The sequence below is a fragment of the Pseudoalteromonas lipolytica genome (assembly GCF_003515105.1).
Taxonomy (GTDB): Bacteria; Pseudomonadota; Gammaproteobacteria; order Enterobacterales; family Alteromonadaceae; genus Pseudoalteromonas; species Pseudoalteromonas lipolytica.
In genome coordinates, this window is sequence record NZ_CP032090.1 from 3,287,929 (window position 1) to 3,307,359 (window position 19,431).

The window sequence follows — 19,431 nt, forward strand, 5'->3', positions numbered from 1 at the left end:
AAAAATGACTCCTAAACGTAATCTTTCTTTTCTATTCCAGTTTTAATAACTCTTCCTGGAATACCTACAACCAATGAATTGGGTGGAATGCTTTTAACAACGACAGAATTAGCACCAATTACTACATTATCTCCGATTGTTATATCCCCTAAAATCTTTGCACCTGCCCCGACATAAACATCATTCCCCAAAGTTGGAACGTTTAATTTTTTACTTGTGCCACCAATGGTTACATGCTGGGAGATATGACAATTATTACCAATTGAGACTTGACTATGTAATACAATACCCATGCCTCCATACCCCAAGACAATACCTTGTCCGATTCGACAGGAACTAGGAATATATGCTGTGAAAACAAACCGACTTACAAGCGTAACCAGCTTTGACAGTAAGTACATTTTATTTTTATAGAGATAATTACCAAAGCGATAAAGTCTAATTGGATTCATATATTTAACTCCTTAAAAAAATCACTCAAAATCTTAAACTCTTCCTCTTTGGAAAACTTATAAGAAAGTAAACGTGCTTCATTAGACATATTATTATAAGATGATTTTTTCCTTAATATAGATAAATGAAGTTCTTCCGGATTTTCATCATATAATATACCGGCATCAGACTTTGCAATAAGTTGCGAATAATCGCCTATATGACTTGTGTAAATCACTGGTATACCGCAAGCAAGATACTCTGCAATTTTTATAGGAGACGCAACAAAATTCAACAAATTCTTACTTCTCAAAACTAAAGAATAATCAGCTACATTTAACCATTTTGGAATTTCTTTATGTGGAACCTTTTTTATCAGATAACTACTTTTTAAAATCTCATATTTATTAAATAAAGCTTCAGCGGCATTAATATCATTAGTAAGAAATAACATTTTATAATTACAATCTAGTTTACATAAAGAAGAAAAGAGGTTTATTATATCTTCACTTCTCTGCCAATGACTTAGACCACCACTATAAACTAATACCGTGTCAACTTGATTCCATCCAACACTCTCACGGAGTGTGTATTTAACTTCTGAGGAGGGTTTAAAAATATCTGTATTGCATGTGCAAGGAATTACTAAGTCAGGCTTACGACTCATATTTTCCTCAATCCATGAAGACATACTATTTGAAACAGCAAATAAAAAATCAGCTTTTTTGATTGAGTAACCTTCTATTAATTTAATAAAAAATGACTTAAAAGAACTACTAATACCTGCTTTAGAACTCACTTCTGAAAATAAAATAGAACGGGAGTCATAAATAATTTTCACCCCTTTAGCTCTCGCTACAGGACTCAGAATAAAAAAGTCAATACAGTTTCTAAAATATACAAAGTCAACCTCATCATTTTCCAAATACTTTTTGAACTCCTTACGTAAACCAAATGTTGCTCTAAATAAAGATAGAAAGCCACCTGCAGGCAAATTAAAGAAAACAATATAATTCTTGAAATTATAAAATGATTTCAAAAAAGAGTAATCGCTTCTTTTGTAAGCTAATGCATCCACACCAAAATAAAAACAACTTAACCCTATATCACTTAAAACAAGTGATTTAGGGAAAAGTTGTGATCTTAAAATATTAGCATCTTTTGTAGACAATTGTGTATTTACAAATAAAACTTTCAATTTAATTCTTCTTAAAAATAAAACTTAAATAAAATGCAATCTTTACTGCCTTAACTCTTAATTAACTCAGCAGGAAAGCCATACTAATATTGCAACTTCCGCAGCTCTATAATTAACCATACTATTTAACAGCTTTTACTTACAAAAATAGATTATAGAAACCAAATAAATTCAATAATAAAAAACTTACAAACACAACAAAAGCGATAAAAGCTTTTATTTTTTACATTTTAAACTTCTTCCACATACATATAAAAATACATAAACAGTAAGTAGCATCAATAAATCCACCTCACATTACGTATAGCTATAATAAAACTAAGCACAAATGAAATACATAAAACATATTTAAAACGCCTATCCGAAAACAAATCTTTATATACCATATTAAAAAGCAAAGCCAAGAGAAAGGTAAAAGACAACTTTATTCTATCTTGCATACCTTCCAACATAAATGTATAAATAAACATTGAAATTAAAAAAAAGTGAACTATAAAATTAACAATAAATTTATCCTTATAGTTAACAGAGTTAAATCCATACATAAGATAATAAATAAAAACAGTCTTCAAAACAAATAAAGGAAAGGATATTATAACCCCCAACATAAACACCAAGAAGAAATCTTGATAATAATGTAAACCTTCAAAAAACAAGAAAATTTCCTGAAATATGGAAACACCATTAAAAGACAATGGTAACAAAACATAATTAGAAACATTAAAGCTTTCTTTATTATTAAAAAGAATCAAAACAACCAAAACAGCCAACAAAAAAGAAGCATTTAACAAAGCATTTCTTTTAAAAAAAGATATAAACAGACTTGAAAAGGTAGAAATCAACATAATAAATATAAATTCCACCCTCAAAAAATATAAAAAAGTTAGATAAACAAAAAAAGTTAAGAACTTCTTATTTATTAATGATAGCAACATAAAAAAGCAAACAATAGAGATTAAACCATCTCGATAGTTAAGTAGTGATAGATAGAGCATAATTGGAATAACAACCAACCTTAAAGACACTCTATCGAAATAACCCTTTAATATACAAAGCCTAATAGCTATTAAATATAAAGACGACAACACTATTGTAATTGATATCTTATGCGCTTCAGGTGTATTGGCAGCACCGATTATTGATAAACCATCAAAAACAATAAAGCCATAATACTTATAGTTCCATGTGTAATTTACTAAAGCTTCGTTTAGAGATGCGCCACCTTCAACCAAATCAATGACATATAAAGCACTTTTATAAAAATACTCTTCATCACTCTGGTGAAATGCAGGCCAAACATTATTATATACGCAGAAAGAATTAATTAAGCATATCGAGAAAAATAAAAACAAATACATCAGCCATTCTGTTTTATTCTTATTTTTAAAATCTAACACCCCTAAGAAAATTAGAATGCAAATAGATAAAACAGCTAAATAGGATATATAAAACAAAACCACCTCATAATTGTTATACAAATCAAGCTCGAATATACGAAAGAACTGAACATCATTGAGCTAGAAAGTTACAAGTATCAAATCATACAAATTCTTTTTCTAGTTGAAAGCCTTGCATTACTCACCCTCATAAAACCCATGTTAATTCAAATACAATTCAAACCCACCTACATTTAGGGTTGCTTGTAAAGCCATAAAATCAACTAAAACAGGTTAAAAAAGAAAAGTTTATAAATTTTTATCGCACAAAAGCTTAATAAAAAATAGGTTTCATCTCACGTATAATGAATAAGCAAATTGAAATTATAAATTCATACAATAACACCCGCGAATAAACTACGAGCCCAGTTATATAATTCACTAAGTTCTTCTCTAAAAAAGATAAAAACACTAAAAAATAGTAAAGACCAAAATATAATTAGAGAAGACTGATAACTTTTTCCATATATGCAACTAACTATTGCACCAAAAATTAAAATAATAGTGTAACTATACAAAGCTAACCGAGGAAAAGGTCTCCAAACGTAAATTGATAGCTCTGTTTTTATTACAAGAAAAAAACCAAATGCAACGCAAGTACTAATAGCCGCACCAGCAGCACCAATAGATGGGATCAAAAACCAGTTACCGAGTAAGTTAATTAAAAATGCTATCGTCGTAGCTATCATTGACATGCTTGAACGTTTAGAAATTCCTATACCTACAGATGTCGCCTCGGAAAGAGTATAAAACAAAGGAAACCCTATACACGGAATTAAAATCCATTGGACAGAGGTATAGCTACTCGGTAAAACTAAAGTTATTACCCAAGAAAATAATCCAGCGAAACAAAATAGTACAATAACGGCTAATAATACATAGCGACTTACTTTATGTAGCTTGTCAAGACAGTCTCCATTTGAAGCCCACTTATAAACAGTTGGTGCCCATATTGTAGAAAAAACACTTTGAAAAATAGTTGCTACTGCAGCAAAACTAATAGATACAGAATATAGTCCTAATTGTTCAAAATCTGAAAATTCTTTTAGCAAAATTTTATCTGTTGCGGTTAATCCCCAAAAAGCTAAACCTCCAAATATAAGTGGCACACCGAAGTTTAACAGGCTCTTTAAGTATGTAAAATCGATTCTTTCTCTCATCCCTGATAGCCACTCATTTCGGGTATTCCATCCAAAAATGAGACATACGAATAACGTAGCAAGCACATTTGCGAATAAAAGGTTAGTAAGATTTTTTTTCACTGAAAAGAGTACATAACTTCCTATTATTACGATTAAAAGCAACTTAGGAAGTAATTGGCTCATAGAATAAGCTATTCCCTGCTCATTCATCCTTAATATTAGAGAAAAAAAGCGCGCTAAAAAAGCAGATAAAACAGCTACTGCAACTGATATACTTAGTATTTGACTTTTTAATTCGAATAACCAATTTGAAATAATATTATCTAAAGAAAGCAAAACACCAAGCGTGACAAGCAAAAGTAATAAGCCAGGCAAAATAGTTACTTTCAGTAAAGAGGATTTACATTCTGTTTGATGATACTCCCTAACATAAGCCTGATCTAAACCCAAACTAAAGAATAACGTGCTAAAACTAATAACTACATTTAACATAGCTAACCGCCCGATGTCCTCTTGGGAAAAGTACCATGTAATTATAGGTAGGGTTATTAAACCTAAAGCGGAGCCTAAAATTGGGCCTAATGCAAATGCTGCAATTTTCCTTGGATTCATAACCCCTCTTTTTCAACCATTAATTTTCTTTCCATAAATTTATCACAATGAATAAAGCAACTAAGAAATACAAAAACTTAATAGGAAAAAATATTACTTAGTTGTTGTTTAAAATTTTCTTTAGAAAAATATTCTTTTGTATTCACAGCATTAGCTAGCACTTCTTCCCTTTCTAATTTAGTAAGTTTCTCTATATCGCGTACATGTATATTTTTCTCTTTAAAGAAATCCCATTGCGTAGTGTCTCTACGTAGGTAAACTACTTTACCAAGACCTAATAAAGTTATAGTGTTCCCCATTGCTTGCTGACGTTTATGGTTAAAAATAGCAATATCTATTGAAGCTAAAAATGATAAGTATTCCTCAAAAGGCATAAATTCAAGTAATGGCTTAAACTTGTCTCCAAACCACTCTTTCCCCTTTTTTATAACTTCTTGAGCATATTCTTGCTGTCCATATGCTAAAGGTACGAAAATATATATATTTTCCTTTTTAAATGGTAACAACCTTTCTAAAGCATCAATATGGTTATTACTCGGATCAGCTGAGTTACCTATTTGAATATTTAATGTAGCTTTTTTCCTTTCAGGTAAGTGAAATTCCTTGTACAAATTACTTGTATACATTAAGCACTCGTGATGTTTACCCTTTGCGCCATACCACCGTCGAGCCAGCTCAACATCTCCCTTTAAATATGTGACCAAATGACCCATATTGCTGATTACATAATGTCTAAAAAACTCTTTAACCTTCCATTTAAAAGTCTTATCACGTTGATTATAAGCATATAAATCAGCTCCCCAGATAACCCAATAACATTTCTTCAGCAACCATGGGGTAAAAAATAAAATTTGAACAATTTTTATATCTATTAAGCTATGAAGAATAACTTTATCTGCAAAATGCATTTTTATAATAAGTTTAAAATAATACTTAAACTTTGATACTTTTGATTTCTTCTCTAGCAATATATTGTCATATTTTCTAAGTGTACTATCAGCCATTCCACTTTTAAGTAAGAATTCATGCTCTTCATTAGACGTTAAATATTGTTTAATAAAGTCAATATAAGGCGGAATAAACTTATCACATTCTGCTACATGCAATATTTTTTTATTCCTCAAAAAAAAACTCCTTCACAGCTTTAATCACCACGCCTTGTTGAACTTTACTCATTTCAAGATACAGAGGTAAACGCACTAACTTTGAACTTTCAGTTGACGTGTGACAGTCTTTACCAATAAACTTTCCAAACTGTTCACCTGCTGGACTAGAGTGCAAAGGTATATAATGGAAAGGGGTAATAATATTTTGTGCTTTCATAAAAGATATGAACTTAGCCCTTACTTCACTAGACGCTAATTTTATATAAAACATATGTGCATTGTGTTTTAAGTGATTGGGAATATGTGGAAGTTGCTCTGGTTGTAATATCTTACTAAGCTCATTATAATAGTTATGCCATAATGACAGCCGAGAATCATTAATCATATTTGCCGACTCTAGTTGTGCATACAAATAGGCAGCTTGCAACTCACTCGGTAAAAAACTAGAGCCTACATCTTGCCAAGTATATTTATCAACTATACCGTGAAGAAACTGGCTACGGTTAGTTCCTTTTTCGCGTATAATTTCAGCTCGAGTAACCAGTTTAGGGTCATTTATTAATATTGCTCCCCCTTCACCACCCGATGAATAATTTTTAGTTTCGTGAAAGCTATAGCAACCAATGTGACCTATAGTTCCTAATGCTTGCCCTTTATATGTAGACATTACTCCCTGCGCAGCATCTTCGATTACCCAAAGGCCGTATTTTTCTGCAATAGATAATATAGTATCCATTTCACATGCCACACCAGCGTAATGAACGGGAACAATAGCTCTGGTTTTAGAAGTTATAGCTGCTTCAATTAATGATTCATCCATATTCATGGTATCTGAGCGAACATCAATGAAAATTATTTTTGCACCACGTAAGACGAATGCATTAGCTGTTGATACAAATGTGTATGATGGCATAATAACCTCATCACCTTCTTTTATATCAATTAATATTGCAGCCAACTCCAGTGATGCTGTACATGAGGGCGTAAGCAATGCTTTGGCTGTGTTAAAGTTTTCCTCAATCCATGCCTCGCATTTTTTTGAAAACTGGCCATCGCCGCATAGTCTATCAGATTGAATAGCTTGCTCTATATAATTTAACTCATTACCTATTTTAGGGGGAATATTAAAAGGGATCATCTTTAAACCTGTTTATAAAACCAATATGAAATATCTGTGATAGTAAAACCATTTTTTCCATATAAATTTGCAGCTGAAATATTACTTGTTTGTGTAGCTACTTTAATTATTTTCGCTTTTTTTGCCGTACTATAGTTTTGAACTAGTTCAAGTAACTTTTTACCAACCCCTTTACCTTGAAAAGGCGTAGCAACACCAATAAGCCCAATAGTTGCTTCAGAACATCGAATACGAACAGTTACAAAACCAGAAATAGTGTTTTCTTCTTTTAAAACTAAGCAGCAATCATCAAATTTTGCTAAGACTGCATTTTCGATCCATTTTTGATAGAAACGATCTCTTTCTAATAAGGTAAACCACGGCTCTCTAAATCGGCTATTTACATATAAATCACTTACAATAAGTTTAAGTTCATCAAGAGAGCTTTCTGTTGCTAAGTACGAATCAAAATCTGTTAAAGAAGTTGAGTTTAAATTTACAGGCACTGCCTTTTTAAAAACAAGCTCACCTTCAACAAAACTAAAATCATATTTATTTATATGTTCTAAACTTTGATATTTATTAGCGTCAACCTTAACTGTAATAAGTGAATTTTTAGGCCAACTTTCAACTTTATTCCCAAGGGAATCTAGATCAATTGTCAAAATAGTACGTTTAAAAAAATCACTGTCCCACACTTTATTTGTAAATAGTTTAGTCATTATTATGATATTAAGTCCATTAAATACTGTCCGTAGCTATTTTTTAACATAGGTGTTGCAAGCTCTTTCAGTTGAAATTTCGTTAACCACCCATTATTAAATCCTATTTCTTCTAAACAAGCTATTTTATAACCTTGACGCTTTTCAATTGTTTCTACAAATTGTGCAGCTTCTAATAAGCTTTCATGTGTTCCAGTGTCTAACCACGCAAAACCACGACCAAGAATTTCTACATTCAACTTGTTTTGTTTTAAATAAATTTCGTTTAGACACGTTATCTCAAGCTCGCCGCGATGTGAAGGTTCGACTTGTTTTGCCAGTTTAACAACTGAATTATCGTAAAAATAAAGCCCTGTGACAGCAAGGTTTGACTTTGGCTTTACTGGTTTTTCTTCAATTGAAATTGCTTTTTGGTTTTCATCAAACTCAACTACGCCAAAACGTTCAGGGTCTTTTACTTGATAACCGAATACAGTTGCGCCATGGCCATTTTTGGCATTTTGTACTGCATGCTTTAATTTAGGAGTAAAACCTTGACCATAAAAAATGTTATCACCTAATACAAGGCATACATCATCGTTACCAATGAACTCTTCACCTAATATAAACGCCTGCGCTAGCCCATCTGGGCTTGGCTGTACAGTGTAACTAATCTCAATACCAAACTGTGAACCGTCGCCTAGTAAGCGTTTAAATGAGGCACTATCCTCTGGGGTTGTAATAATGAGTACCTCACGAATACCCGCTAGCATTAAAACTGATAGTGGATAATAAATCATTGGTTTATCGTAAATTGGCAATAACTGTTTTGATACCCCCATAGTTATAGGGTAAAGACGAGTGCCAGAGCCACCAGCGAGGATAATTCCCTTCATTTTATTTACCTTGATTTACCGTGCTTATTTCGCCAAGACGTTCTCGTTGATATGAGCCATCTTGCACATTTTGACACCAGCTTTGGTTATCTAAATACCATTTTACTGTTTTACTTAAACCTGATTCAAAAGTTTCGATCGGTGTCCAGTTTAGTTCTTTACTCATTTTTGAAGAGTCTATTGCATAGCGACGGTCATGCCCTGGTCGATCATTCACAAATTTAATTTGCTCTGCATATTTAGTTCCTTTAGGCACTAACTCATCTAAAATGCTGCAAATTGTTTGAACAACTTCAATATTTTGCTTTTCGTTATGACCACCTATGTTATATGTTTCACCTACTTCGCCTTCTGTCACTACTTTATACAAAGCTCTGGCATGGTCTTCTACATACAACCAATCACGAATTTGATCACCTTTACCATAAATAGGCAAATCTTTACCATCAAGCGCATTTAAAATAACAAGCGGAATAAGTTTTTCAGGAAAGTGATATGGTCCATAATTGTTTGAGCAGTTGGTTATAATTGTAGGAAGTCCATATGTTCTTAACCATGCTCTTACCAAGTGATCACTCGATGCCTTACTCGCTGAATAGGGGCTACTTGGTGCATATGCAGTTTGTTCAGTAAATAGAGGTAATTCGCCTTCATGTTCAGATGGGTGAGGTAAATCACCATAAACTTCATCGGTTGATATGTGATGAAAGCGGAAAGCTTTTTGACTATTTATGTCTAATGTATTCCAATATTCACGAGCAGCCTCTAATAATGTATAAGTACCAACAATATTTGTTTGAATAAATTCTGCGGGGCCTGTTATTGAACGGTCTACATGGCTTTCTGCGGCTAAATGCATTATAGCATCTGGTTTATATACTTTAAAAACACGACCAAGCTCAGCACGATTGCAAATATCAACTTTTTCGAAGGTATAACGTTCATTTGTGTCCACTGTCTTCAGCGATTCTAAATTGCCAGCATAAGTAAGCTTATCCAAATTAACAACTGAGTCTTCTGTGTGGTTGATAATATAGCGTACAACCGCTGAGCCTATAAAGCCAGCACCACCGGTCAGTAGAATTTTCATTTACCAAATACCTTTTGTATCAATTAAATTTTCAATGCATATTTTTGTACTTTTAAATTGTTTATGATCGACTAACAATAAATGAATATCAGCATTTGAGATTGCGATATCAAAACTTGTCAGCTCAAATAAACCAGCAAGTTTCGTCGGCAACTTTTCGATATTCGGCTCAACTGTTAGTACTTTACCTACATGCATTGTAGCCACCTGTTTAGTAATATTTAACGCAGGACTTTCACGCAAGTCGTCAATATCTGGCTTGAATGCTAAGCCATAACACGCAATAGTCACGTCTTTAGCTGTTTTATCTGGGTTTGCCTGTAAAAAGTCAGCTATTGCTAATTTTACTTTGTTAATTACCCACTGCGGTTTTGCGTCATTCACCTTACGTGCTGTATGTATAATTTGGGCTTCTTCAGGTGTTTTGCTCACAATAAACCAAGGATCTACGGCAATGCAATGACCACCAACGCCAGGACCTGGTTGTAGAATATTGATACGAGGATGACGATTAGCTAACGAAATAAGCTCCCACACATCAATATTTAGCTTGTCACAAATGATCGATAGCTCATTGGCAAAGGCTATTTGTACATCGCGACATGAGTTTTCTGTTAACTTTGCCATTTCGGCCGTTCGCGCATTGGTAATTACGCACTCGCCTTGCACAAAGGTTTTATATAACTCAACTGCACGCGCAGAGCAATTTGCTGTCATACCACCAATTACGCGGTCGTTCTCCACAAGCTCTCTTACTACATGCCCTGGTAATACACGCTCTGGGCAATGTGCTACATTTACATCAACTAACTGACTTGCAGACTCGTCGTGTGGATTTGGAAATGTTAAATCTGGGCGCGCAGCTGCTAACCATTCAGCCATTTGCTCTGTTGCACCTACTGGTGATGTAGACTCTAAAATAACTAAATCGCCTTTTTTAAGTACAGGTGCAATTGCCTTACTTGCTTTTTGTATATAGCTTAAATCTGGCTCAGGGATTGTAGAATCGTTATTTTTGAACGGTGTAGGTACCGCAATTAAAAATGCATCGGCTGGCTCTGGCGTTAGCGTTGCTTTTAAATAACCTTCACTTACCGCTGCATGAACTATCATATCTAAATCTGGCTCTACAATATGAATTTTACCACGGTTTATTGTGTCTACCGCATGTTGATTTACATCGACACCAATTACCTTTTTTTTGCGCGATGCAAACATTGCAGCTGTAGGTAAACCTATGTAACCAAGGCCAATAACTGAAATAGTATTAAATGACATGATAATCCTTTGACTTAAATTTGAGCTACGAGCTACGCTACGAGCTACGTTATTCTAAACTTGATAAAGAGAAAATTTTTACACCTTCCCTTTATTTTTATACTTTTTAGTAAAAGTTTTTGCGATATAAATTACAGCTACAAATTAGCTTTCCGCTAAAATATCGCAAATTCGTTTACACGCTTTACCATCGCCATATGGGTTATGGGCGCGGCTCATTTCTTTATATGCTTTCGCATCGGTTAGTAATTCACTTAATGCTGAGGTAATTTTTGTTACATTAGTACCAACTAGTTTAACAGTGCCAGCTTCAACAGCCTCTGGCCGCTCAGTGGTATCACGCATTACAAGTACTGGTTTACCTAAACTTGGTGCTTCTTCTTGAATACCCCCCGAGTCAGTTAAAATAATGTGAGCTTGGTTCATTAAATACACAAAAGGTAAATACTGCTGTGGCTCAATTAAGTGAACGTTAGCAACATTACTTAATATACGATTGACTGGCTCTTGTACATTTGGGTTTAAATGTACCGGGTAAAGTATTTGGCAATCTGGGTGTGCGTTTGCTGTTTGTGCTAATGCTTCACAAATACGCTCAAACCCACCACCAAAACTTTCGCGGCGGTGTCCTGTTACTAAAATAAGTTTTTTACTAGCGTCAAGCATTGGAAACTGTGCAGCAAGCGTGTTATTTAGGTCGCTATCGCTTTCTATTTGATCTTTAACCATCAATAATGCGTCAATCACTGTATTACCAGTAACACTGATATTTTCAGCTGCATAATTTTCGTTTAACAGATTTTGCTTAGATGTTTCGGTAGGTGCAAAGTGATACTTAGTGAGCGCCCCCGTAAGTTTACGGTTTGCTTCTTCTGGCCAGGGCGAGTAAATGTTACCGGTACGTAAGCCCGCTTCTACGTGGCCAACAGCTATTTGCTCGTAATACGCCGCTAAACTTGTTGCAAACGTTGTTGCGGTATCACCATGCACTAAAACAACATCTGGTTTAAACTCTTTAAGAACCGGCGTTAACTCAAGCAAAATACGGCTTGTTACTTCTGGTAGCGTTTGCCCTGCTTTCATTAAGTTTAAATCATACTCAGGGGTAATTTTAAATAGCTCGAGTACTTGGTCTAGCATTTCGCGGTGTTGTGCTGTTACGCACACTTTAGCCTCAAAACGGCTGTCGTCTGCTAAAGCGTGTACAAGCGGAGCCATTTTTATTGCTTCGGGGCGGGTACCAAATACTGTTAAAACTTTCACGTAAAAATCCTTGATGAATATAAAATTAATATTATTTAAACTCTTTTGTATTACATTGTTGTATCAACTTGTATACATTTTAAAACTTTAACTATTTATTAGTTTATTAAACCGTTTAGCTTAGTGCAGTTGTATAACTGCATTTAGCTTGATACTCATTTATTTTTAAGGCGTGCAATTTATTGCACGCCTTAACGTTGATAAAACTAATAATTGCGATAACAAAGAGTCACTACTTAGTTACTGCCCGATTTATACTCGTAATTGTAATACCCGTAGTAGCCATAGGCATTACTAGCTTTTTTAACTACACCGTTAAATACCACGCCTTTTACATCAATGCCATTTTGTTCAAAACGATTACGAGTAAGCTCTATTTCGCGAGCATGGTTTTGACCAAAACGTGTTACGAGCAATGTTGTACCTGTGTGGGCACTGACTATAGCTGGGTCCGTTACCGCTAAAATAGGCGGTGTATCAATTATTACAATGTCGTACTTGCTTTTTATTTCTTCGACTAGCTTACTAAAGTTGCTGTGCATTAGTAACTCTGACGGATTAGGCGGTATTTGGCCCCGTGTAATTACGTCGAGGTCTTGCACTTGCGAGTGCTTTGTTACTTGCTCAAGGTTTAAACGGCCCGATAGATAATCACTTAAGCCATCGTCCCATTGCATGCCAAATTGGGTTTGCAAATAACCTTTACGCATATCGGCATCGATAATCAGTACTTTTTTACCACTTTGCGCCAGTACCGTTGCAAGGTTAACCGATATAAACGACTTACCTACCCCCGGGCTTGGGCCCGAAATAGCAATCAGGTTATTTTTAGACTCCATCATCGCAAAGTGCAAACTAGTACGTAGGCTACGTAATGCCTCGATTGATAAGTCAGCTGGGTTATCAACCGCCAGTATGGTTTTAGGCTTGTTACGGCCTTTTTTAGCTTTGCTAAAACCGGTAAGTTTATCTTGATAGTCTGAGTACGGCACACTTGCGTAAACCGGCAGACCAAGCGCCTCAATTTCGTTAGGGTCTTCGACACCTTTATGTATCGCTTTTTGTATTAATACAATCGCTACAGCTAGCATCCCCCCCAGCATTGTTGCCATAACTACGATCAGTGCTTTTTTAGGTTTAACTGGTTTTGAGGTATTAACCTCGGCGTAGTCAATTATACGCACATTACCTACTGTGCCTGCACGCACAATGTCAAGCTCTTGTGTTTTACTTAGCAGTAGCGTGTAAATTTGGTTACTTACTTCTACATCACGCTTTAAACGCAGTAACTCTTGCTGTGTTTCGGGTAGGTTGCCTACCTCGCCAACTAGGTTTTGCTTTTGTTTTTCGACCGCTTCTATTTGTTCAAGCACCCCTTGGTACGTTGGGTGGCTGTCTTTAAATTTACGGCTTAGCTCTAAGCGCTTTAGCTCTAGCTCTTGTAATTTAGTTTCAAGCTCTACCACTTGCTCTAGCACGCCTTGCGTCTCTAAAGTAATGTTGATTGATTGACGTTTTATTTGGTAGTCGTTAAAGCGTTGCTCGGCATATTCAAGCTGCTTTTTAACCTCGGGTAACTGTACCTCTAAAAACTCGAGCGATTTTTGTGCCTCGGCGCTATTGCGCTCAACATTACGGCGTACATAAATAGCGGCCACTTTATCGAGCACTTTTTCGGCGTATGCTGCGCTTTCGCTCTGTAAGCTTAAATTAATAATGCCTGAGTCTTTTGCTTTCTCGCCTGCGCTAATTGCTGCTTGCAAGTCTAAAATTGTATTTAAACGATCTTTGCGCACAAGCGTAAACTCTGTGCCAGGGCGGGCAATTAAACTGCGAATTGTTAGGTTAAATTTGCCATTTGTTAGCTCTTCGCCCACTTTACCTTTTAAAATAACGTCGCCGTCACCATTTAAAAGCGTAAATTGTTTATTATTGCCAGTGCCTTCACCAGCAGCTAAGGTAAAACCAGTACCAATAGCTGAACGCGGTACGTCAAACCTAAATACATTTATGCTCTCGCCACCCCAGGCATAGCTGCTTGCCCCAAAACTAGGCTCTGCTAGGTCACCATTTTCTACAGGAGTAAACTTACGGAACGCTCTGTTACCAATTACAGGAAACAGCTTTGGTTCAGCAATAATATCGAGCTTTAATGTGTCGACGGCTTCGCCAATGACAGAGCGCGATTTTAGTAACTCTATTTCGGTTACCGCAGCCGAGGTACTTTCGAACATGCCGGCCATGTCATCAAAGCCTGGTACCGATGCACCACCGTCTTCAACTTGTATCATGGCCGTTGCCTGGTAAACCGGAGTCGAGAAAACCGCGTAAAACACACCTACAGCCATAAAGACTGCCGTAATTGCCGCTATAAAGTATTTGCGGTCAATTAGCGCGCCTAATAATGCCATTAAATCGATTTCTTGGCTTGCTTGTTCTTGTTGGGTTCTATTTTGTTTATTTGCTGCTAATGCAGTGGGCTGAGCATTCATGTACTAGCCTTTCCTTATAAATACTTTTGCCAAGCGCTACATGCGCTATCGATTAATTCGTAAACATGCTTAAAAGCCTCTTGGCTTTGACGGTAAGGATCGGGTATTTCTTTATCGCCTACCCACTTACCAAGCAAAAATGTTTTACCGCGAGCCTGTGGGTAACGCGCGCACAAGTCATTTATGTGGCGCTGCTCCATCACGAGTATTACGCTATTATTTGCAACAAGGTTTGAGTTAATTTGCCTGCCTTGATGCGCGCTCATATCAATATTATGCTCGTTTGCAATTAGCTGAGCTTGGGCATCGGCTGGTTTTCCTTCAAGGGCGGTTAACCCCGCCGACGATACAGTTACATTTTTGCCTTGCAGTTTGCTTTTTAATACATATTCGGCGGTTGGGCTGCGGCATATATTACCGGCACACACAACTAATACTGAATCAAACATACCATTTAACCCTTAGTTTGTGTTTGCTACGTCGTTTATTGCATCTACTGTGCTAACAGAAGGCAGTAGTAAGCTTATTACACGGTTCCAACGCGCAAGCGGTGCACTTGTTACATACACAATGTCGTGAGGTTGTAACTTAAACTGCTCGGCCAACACTAAAGCCGCCACATTTTTAGCATGTAGCTGATATACATCGGCAATTACACCATCGGTTTCTAAATTGCGTTTACGTAGTACAAAAACACCGTTAGCATCTGCCGTGTTTTCGTTTAAACCACCGGCATCACTTAATGCTTGCGCTAAATTTAAACCATAACGATTAACACCCACTGTACCAGCGCGCTTAACATCGCCTAATACAAACACTTTTTGCATATCGTTACGGTTTACGTGGACAATATCGCCATGTTTTAATAAACGATTTTGTGAAATATCACCTTTAGCGTAAAAGTCATCTAATTTAATAACTTCGGTTTTATCACCGCGTGTAAAAGTCACTGTTCGCCAATCGGCAGATTCAGTTAAACCACCGGCTTGGTTTAATGCATCAATTAATGTAAGTGGAATTTCGGTTACTGGTAGTACGCCTGGTTTATTTACTTCACCCGTGACATAGGCTTTTTGGCTTCTAAAACCAACTATTTTAATATCGACCTGTGGGTCTTCGATAACGCGGCTTAAGCGCTTAACAAGTTCTGCGTGTACTTCTTGTACTGTTCTGCCAGCCGCTTGAATATTTGGTGCATATGCATACGTAATTGTGCCATCGGCTTGAACACGAAAGCCATCAAATTCGGCAGTACGCTGAACAGCCGCTGGTATTGTAAGCTCTGGGTGATCCCATACACCTATCGTTAGTACATCACCAATACCTAATCTGTATTGGTAGTCAGAAGTATCAACACCGTCTAAGCTTGTTGGTTTAGTATGTGTAACTTGAGATTGTTTTTGCTGATTAATTAAAGAAGAGTCGATGATTTGAATATTGACTTTATCGAGCTCCTTCTCAAGGTTATCTACTTTTTCACCCGATTCGATTCCTTCAAAATGGCTACCGGGGATGATTGTACAGCCAGTCATTGCTAGTAACGCAAATGACGTCACAATTGTTTTACAGCTAAGCGCCATTGTTATTTCCCAAATAATTTTTTAAAACGTCCAGTTTAAATAAACCCACAACTGTTTATTTTTTTGCTGCCTAATTAAAGCATGGCAACCATTGGTTCGCAAGACTGAGTGTTTAGTAAACGCTCACTTGTGACAGTTTTTTGCAAAATAGTTAACGAATGCATCGAGGTTCTTTTGTACCGATTGCTTTTTTCTTTATTTTTGATGTTTTCGCGCGAAATAAATTTCACGCTTACAAAAGACACGCACTACACACGTGGGAGGTGTTTTAACACCGAAAGAGCGAACCTTTTCAGCGACATTAAACAACCAGCTCAATTTAGCTCGTATCTCGCTTCTCGTAACTCGTTACTTATAATCCCTTCACAGCTAAAGCAGTTCCTACACGCGATATTCATACACCGTAGGGGGGGGATTAACGCCGAACCACATTTGATACTTTCGCGCGAAATAAATTTCACGCCTACAAAAGACACGCACTACACACGTGGGAGGTGTTTTAACACCGAAAGAGCAAACCTTTTCAGCGACATTAAACAACCAGCTCAATTTAGCTCGTATCTCGCTTCTCGTAACTCGTTACTTATAACCCCTTTCACAGCTAAAGCAGTTCCTACATGCGATATTCAAACACCGTAGGGGCGTTTTAACGCCGAACCACATTTGGCGTTTTCGCGCGAAATAAATTTCACGCCTACATAAACAAGCTCGCATCTCGCTTCTCGTAACTCGTTACTTATAATCCCTTTCACGACTAAAGCCCTCCTACAAGTGATACAAATCTCACGTGGGAGGTGTTTTAACACCGAAAGAGCAAACCTTTTCAGCGACATTAAACAACCAGCTCAATTTAGCTCGCATATCGTACTTCGTGGCTCGAAGCTGTATAAGTCCTTCGGACACGCTTCCGTTCCAGTTCGTCGCAGAGCTCCTCTCGCTCACGCTTGAAAGCAAAACTTTTTGCTTGTCTAGTCCTTCGGACACGCTTCCGCCCCTAGGTTGCAGTTCCTACGTACTGATTTTATTGCTAGTTTTTGTTTTTACGCGTTGTAGCATAATGCCTACACCGTAGGAGGCGTTTTAACGCCGAACATTTTTACCTTATTCACGGCTAAAGCCGTTCCTACGTTAATGTCGTGTTGAATCACGACTTATAAATTTTCCGCGCCACGCAAGCATGGTCCCTGCGGCCATTCCTACAAGATTACTCGTAGAACTTATAAACTAATTTCTTTGTTATCTACACTTACGGTGACTTGTTTGTTCAATAAATTAACTAACAAAATACTGCGCATGTCGCCATCGGGTTCTTGGTATATGGCTTGAACATTTTTAAACGACTCGGTATTTAAATAAACCACATCACCCGTTTTAGGTAAGTCTGATTTTACTTCGCACGCTGTTTCAAAAGAGCGGAGTTGAGAAATAAGCTGTTCAGGAACAATTTGAAACTTGCTGCCATAAGCTACAAAACCGCTTACGCCCCGCGTATTTTTTACCGCAGAAAAATTACAATTTTGTGTGTTTAACTTAATAAATAAATAGTTCGGAAAAAGAGGAGATGTTTTAATAGAACGGCGTCCCTTTATAATTCGCTCTATTTTATGTTCGGGAAAGAATACCTCAAAACCTTGGTTTTGTAGGTTTGTTTGAGCTCTTAGCTCTTGTTTTGCTTTGCAAAAAAGTAAGTACCAACTTTCCATAGTCACACCCAGAATGCTCATTTTCCTTAAATCCAATCCAAAAGGATTGCTTTTTATGAGTCGGCGATTATACGCATAGAGTTCTGGCGTGTCTATTATAATATTTCATGCTTTTTCTGTCATTAACCTAATCGTTTCCGAACAGATCTCGTGTATATATTTTTTCTGCAACATCTTGCAACTCTTTAACCATACGATTTGCAATAATTACATCTGCACTTATTTTTAGTTCATTGAGATCTTGTGTAACTTTAGAGTTAAAAAAAGTACTTTCTTGTAGCTCAGGCTCAAATACAATGACTTGAATCCCTTTAGCCTTAATACGCTTCATTACACCCTGAATAGCAGATGCCCTGAAGTTGTCTGAACCGGTTTTCATAATAAGACGATAAATACCCACAACTTTAGGGTTTTTAGCAATAATTGACTCTGCTATGAAGTCTTTACGTGTTGAGTTTGCATCAACAATCGCACGAATCATGTTATTAGGTACGTTTTGGTAATTAGCTAATAATTGCTTGGTGTCTTTGGGTAAACAATAGCCACCATAGCCAAAAGAGGGGTTGTTATAATGACTACCAATGCGTGAATCTAAGCATACACCTTCAATTATTTGTTTAGAATTTAATCCATGACTTTCAGCATAACTGTCAAGCTCATTAAAATAAGCCACACGCATAGCAAGGTAGGTATTCGAAAATAGCTTAATCGCTTCGGCTTCGGTTGAATCGGTAAATAAAATATCAATATTTTCTTTAATGGCCCCTTGAGCTAACAAGTTGGCAAATACCTCGGCACGCTCTGAGCGCTCACCCACAATAATACGCGATGGGTGCAAATTATCGTAAAGCGCTTTGCCTTCACGTAAAAATTCTGGCGAGAAAATAATGTTATCTGTTTTAAACTTTTGTTTTATGCTTTCGGTAAAGCCAACTGGTACTGTCGACTTTATCACAATAACAGCATGTGGTTTTATAGCTTGCACATCAGCTATAACTGCTTCAACTGACTTTGTATTAAAATAATTAGTATCGGGGTCGTAATCTGTCGGTGTTGCTATCACTACAAAATCAGCTGCTTCGTAAGCCAAAAACTTATCTGTTGTTGCCGTAAAGTTTAATTTTTTATTCGCAAGGAAATTTTCTATTTCGGTGTCTAATATGGGTGATTTACTCGCATTCAGTAATGCTACTTTTTCTTCAACAATATCCAAAGCGACTACATTGTTGTGCTGAGCCAACAACATCGCATTAGACAAACCAACGTAACCAGTACCCACAATTGTTATGTTCATAATTGCTCGTAAGTAAAAAACAACGCGCTGCTGTATTTACTTACTACGCTAATTTATTTTTGTGACGATTTAATTATCAAGCTACTTTTTT

The 19,431-nt window shown here is 36.4% G+C and carries 16 protein-coding genes; all 16 read right to left on the bottom strand.

Annotated features, from left to right (window positions below):
- Positions 1-11: 11 nt before the first annotated feature.
- Positions 12-452, bottom strand: a complete 441-nt coding sequence (locus D0907_RS14765) for a serine O-acetyltransferase (protein ID WP_118844683.1) — start codon at positions 450-452, stop codon at positions 12-14.
- Positions 449-1,630, bottom strand: coding sequence for a glycosyltransferase (locus D0907_RS14770; RefSeq protein WP_118844684.1), 1,182 nt, complete (start codon positions 1,628-1,630; stop codon positions 449-451). Before D0907_RS14770 ends, D0907_RS14765 begins: the two co-directional genes overlap by 4 nt.
- A gap of 278 nt (positions 1,631-1,908) precedes the next feature.
- Complete coding sequence (locus D0907_RS14775) at positions 1,909-3,084, bottom strand: hypothetical protein (protein WP_118844685.1); 1,176 nt, start codon at positions 3,082-3,084, stop codon at positions 1,909-1,911.
- A gap of 314 nt (positions 3,085-3,398) precedes the next feature.
- Positions 3,399-4,820, bottom strand: a complete 1,422-nt coding sequence (locus D0907_RS14780) for an oligosaccharide flippase family protein (RefSeq protein ID WP_118844686.1) — start codon at positions 4,818-4,820, stop codon at positions 3,399-3,401.
- A gap of 77 nt (positions 4,821-4,897) precedes the next feature.
- Entirely contained in the window at positions 4,898-5,944 is a 1,047-nt protein-coding gene (locus D0907_RS14785; RefSeq protein ID WP_118844687.1) for a TDP-N-acetylfucosamine:lipid II N-acetylfucosaminyltransferase family protein, read from the bottom strand.
- Positions 5,934-7,064 carry a dTDP-4-amino-4,6-dideoxygalactose transaminase gene (gene rffA, locus D0907_RS14790; protein ID WP_118844688.1) on the bottom strand — a complete coding sequence of 377 codons (1,131 nt, stop codon included), beginning with the start codon at positions 7,062-7,064 and terminating at the stop codon, positions 5,934-5,936. The genes D0907_RS14785 and rffA overlap by 11 nt, the downstream gene beginning before the upstream one ends.
- A gap of 2 nt (positions 7,065-7,066) precedes the next feature.
- Positions 7,067-7,765, bottom strand: coding sequence for a GNAT family N-acetyltransferase (locus D0907_RS14795; protein WP_118844689.1), 699 nt, complete (start codon positions 7,763-7,765; stop codon positions 7,067-7,069).
- A gap of 2 nt (positions 7,766-7,767) precedes the next feature.
- A complete protein-coding gene (gene rfbA, locus D0907_RS14800; protein ID WP_118844690.1) occupies positions 7,768-8,640 on the bottom strand; it encodes a glucose-1-phosphate thymidylyltransferase RfbA in 873 nt (290 codons plus the stop codon).
- Position 8,641: 1 nt separating this feature from the next.
- Entirely contained in the window at positions 8,642-9,730 is a 1,089-nt protein-coding gene (rfbB, locus tag D0907_RS14805) for a dTDP-glucose 4,6-dehydratase (RefSeq protein WP_118844691.1), read from the bottom strand.
- Positions 9,731-11,008 carry a UDP-N-acetyl-D-mannosamine dehydrogenase gene (gene wecC / locus D0907_RS14810; protein ID WP_118844692.1) on the bottom strand — a complete coding sequence of 426 codons (1,278 nt, stop codon included), beginning with the start codon at positions 11,006-11,008 and terminating at the stop codon, positions 9,731-9,733. It abuts the gene before it with no gap.
- A gap of 144 nt (positions 11,009-11,152) precedes the next feature.
- Complete coding sequence (gene wecB / locus D0907_RS14815) at positions 11,153-12,271, bottom strand: non-hydrolyzing UDP-N-acetylglucosamine 2-epimerase (RefSeq protein ID WP_118844693.1); 1,119 nt, start codon at positions 12,269-12,271, stop codon at positions 11,153-11,155.
- A gap of 236 nt (positions 12,272-12,507) precedes the next feature.
- Positions 12,508-14,763, bottom strand: a complete 2,256-nt coding sequence (locus D0907_RS14820) for a polysaccharide biosynthesis tyrosine autokinase (RefSeq protein WP_118844694.1) — start codon at positions 14,761-14,763, stop codon at positions 12,508-12,510.
- Positions 14,764-14,777: 14 nt separating this feature from the next.
- Complete coding sequence (locus D0907_RS14825) at positions 14,778-15,212, bottom strand: low molecular weight protein-tyrosine-phosphatase (protein WP_118844695.1); 435 nt, start codon at positions 15,210-15,212, stop codon at positions 14,778-14,780.
- 12 nt (positions 15,213-15,224) lie between these two features.
- The gene (locus D0907_RS14830; RefSeq protein ID WP_118844696.1) at positions 15,225-16,343 is read right to left on the bottom strand and encodes a polysaccharide export protein; all 1,119 of its coding nucleotides are present in this window, start codon (positions 16,341-16,343) and stop codon (positions 15,225-15,227) included.
- 1,217 nt (positions 16,344-17,560) lie between these two features.
- Positions 17,561-18,046 (bottom strand): transcription/translation regulatory transformer protein RfaH, encoded by a 486-nt coding sequence (rfaH, locus tag D0907_RS14835; RefSeq protein ID WP_075593919.1) that lies wholly within the window; start codon positions 18,044-18,046, stop codon positions 17,561-17,563.
- A 127-nt stretch (positions 18,047-18,173) separates the two neighbouring features.
- Positions 18,174-19,340: a nucleotide sugar dehydrogenase gene (locus tag D0907_RS14840; protein WP_118844697.1), complete on the bottom strand. Its 1,167-nt coding sequence runs from the start codon at positions 19,338-19,340 to the stop codon at positions 18,174-18,176.
- Between the last annotated feature and the right edge of the window lie 91 nt (positions 19,341-19,431).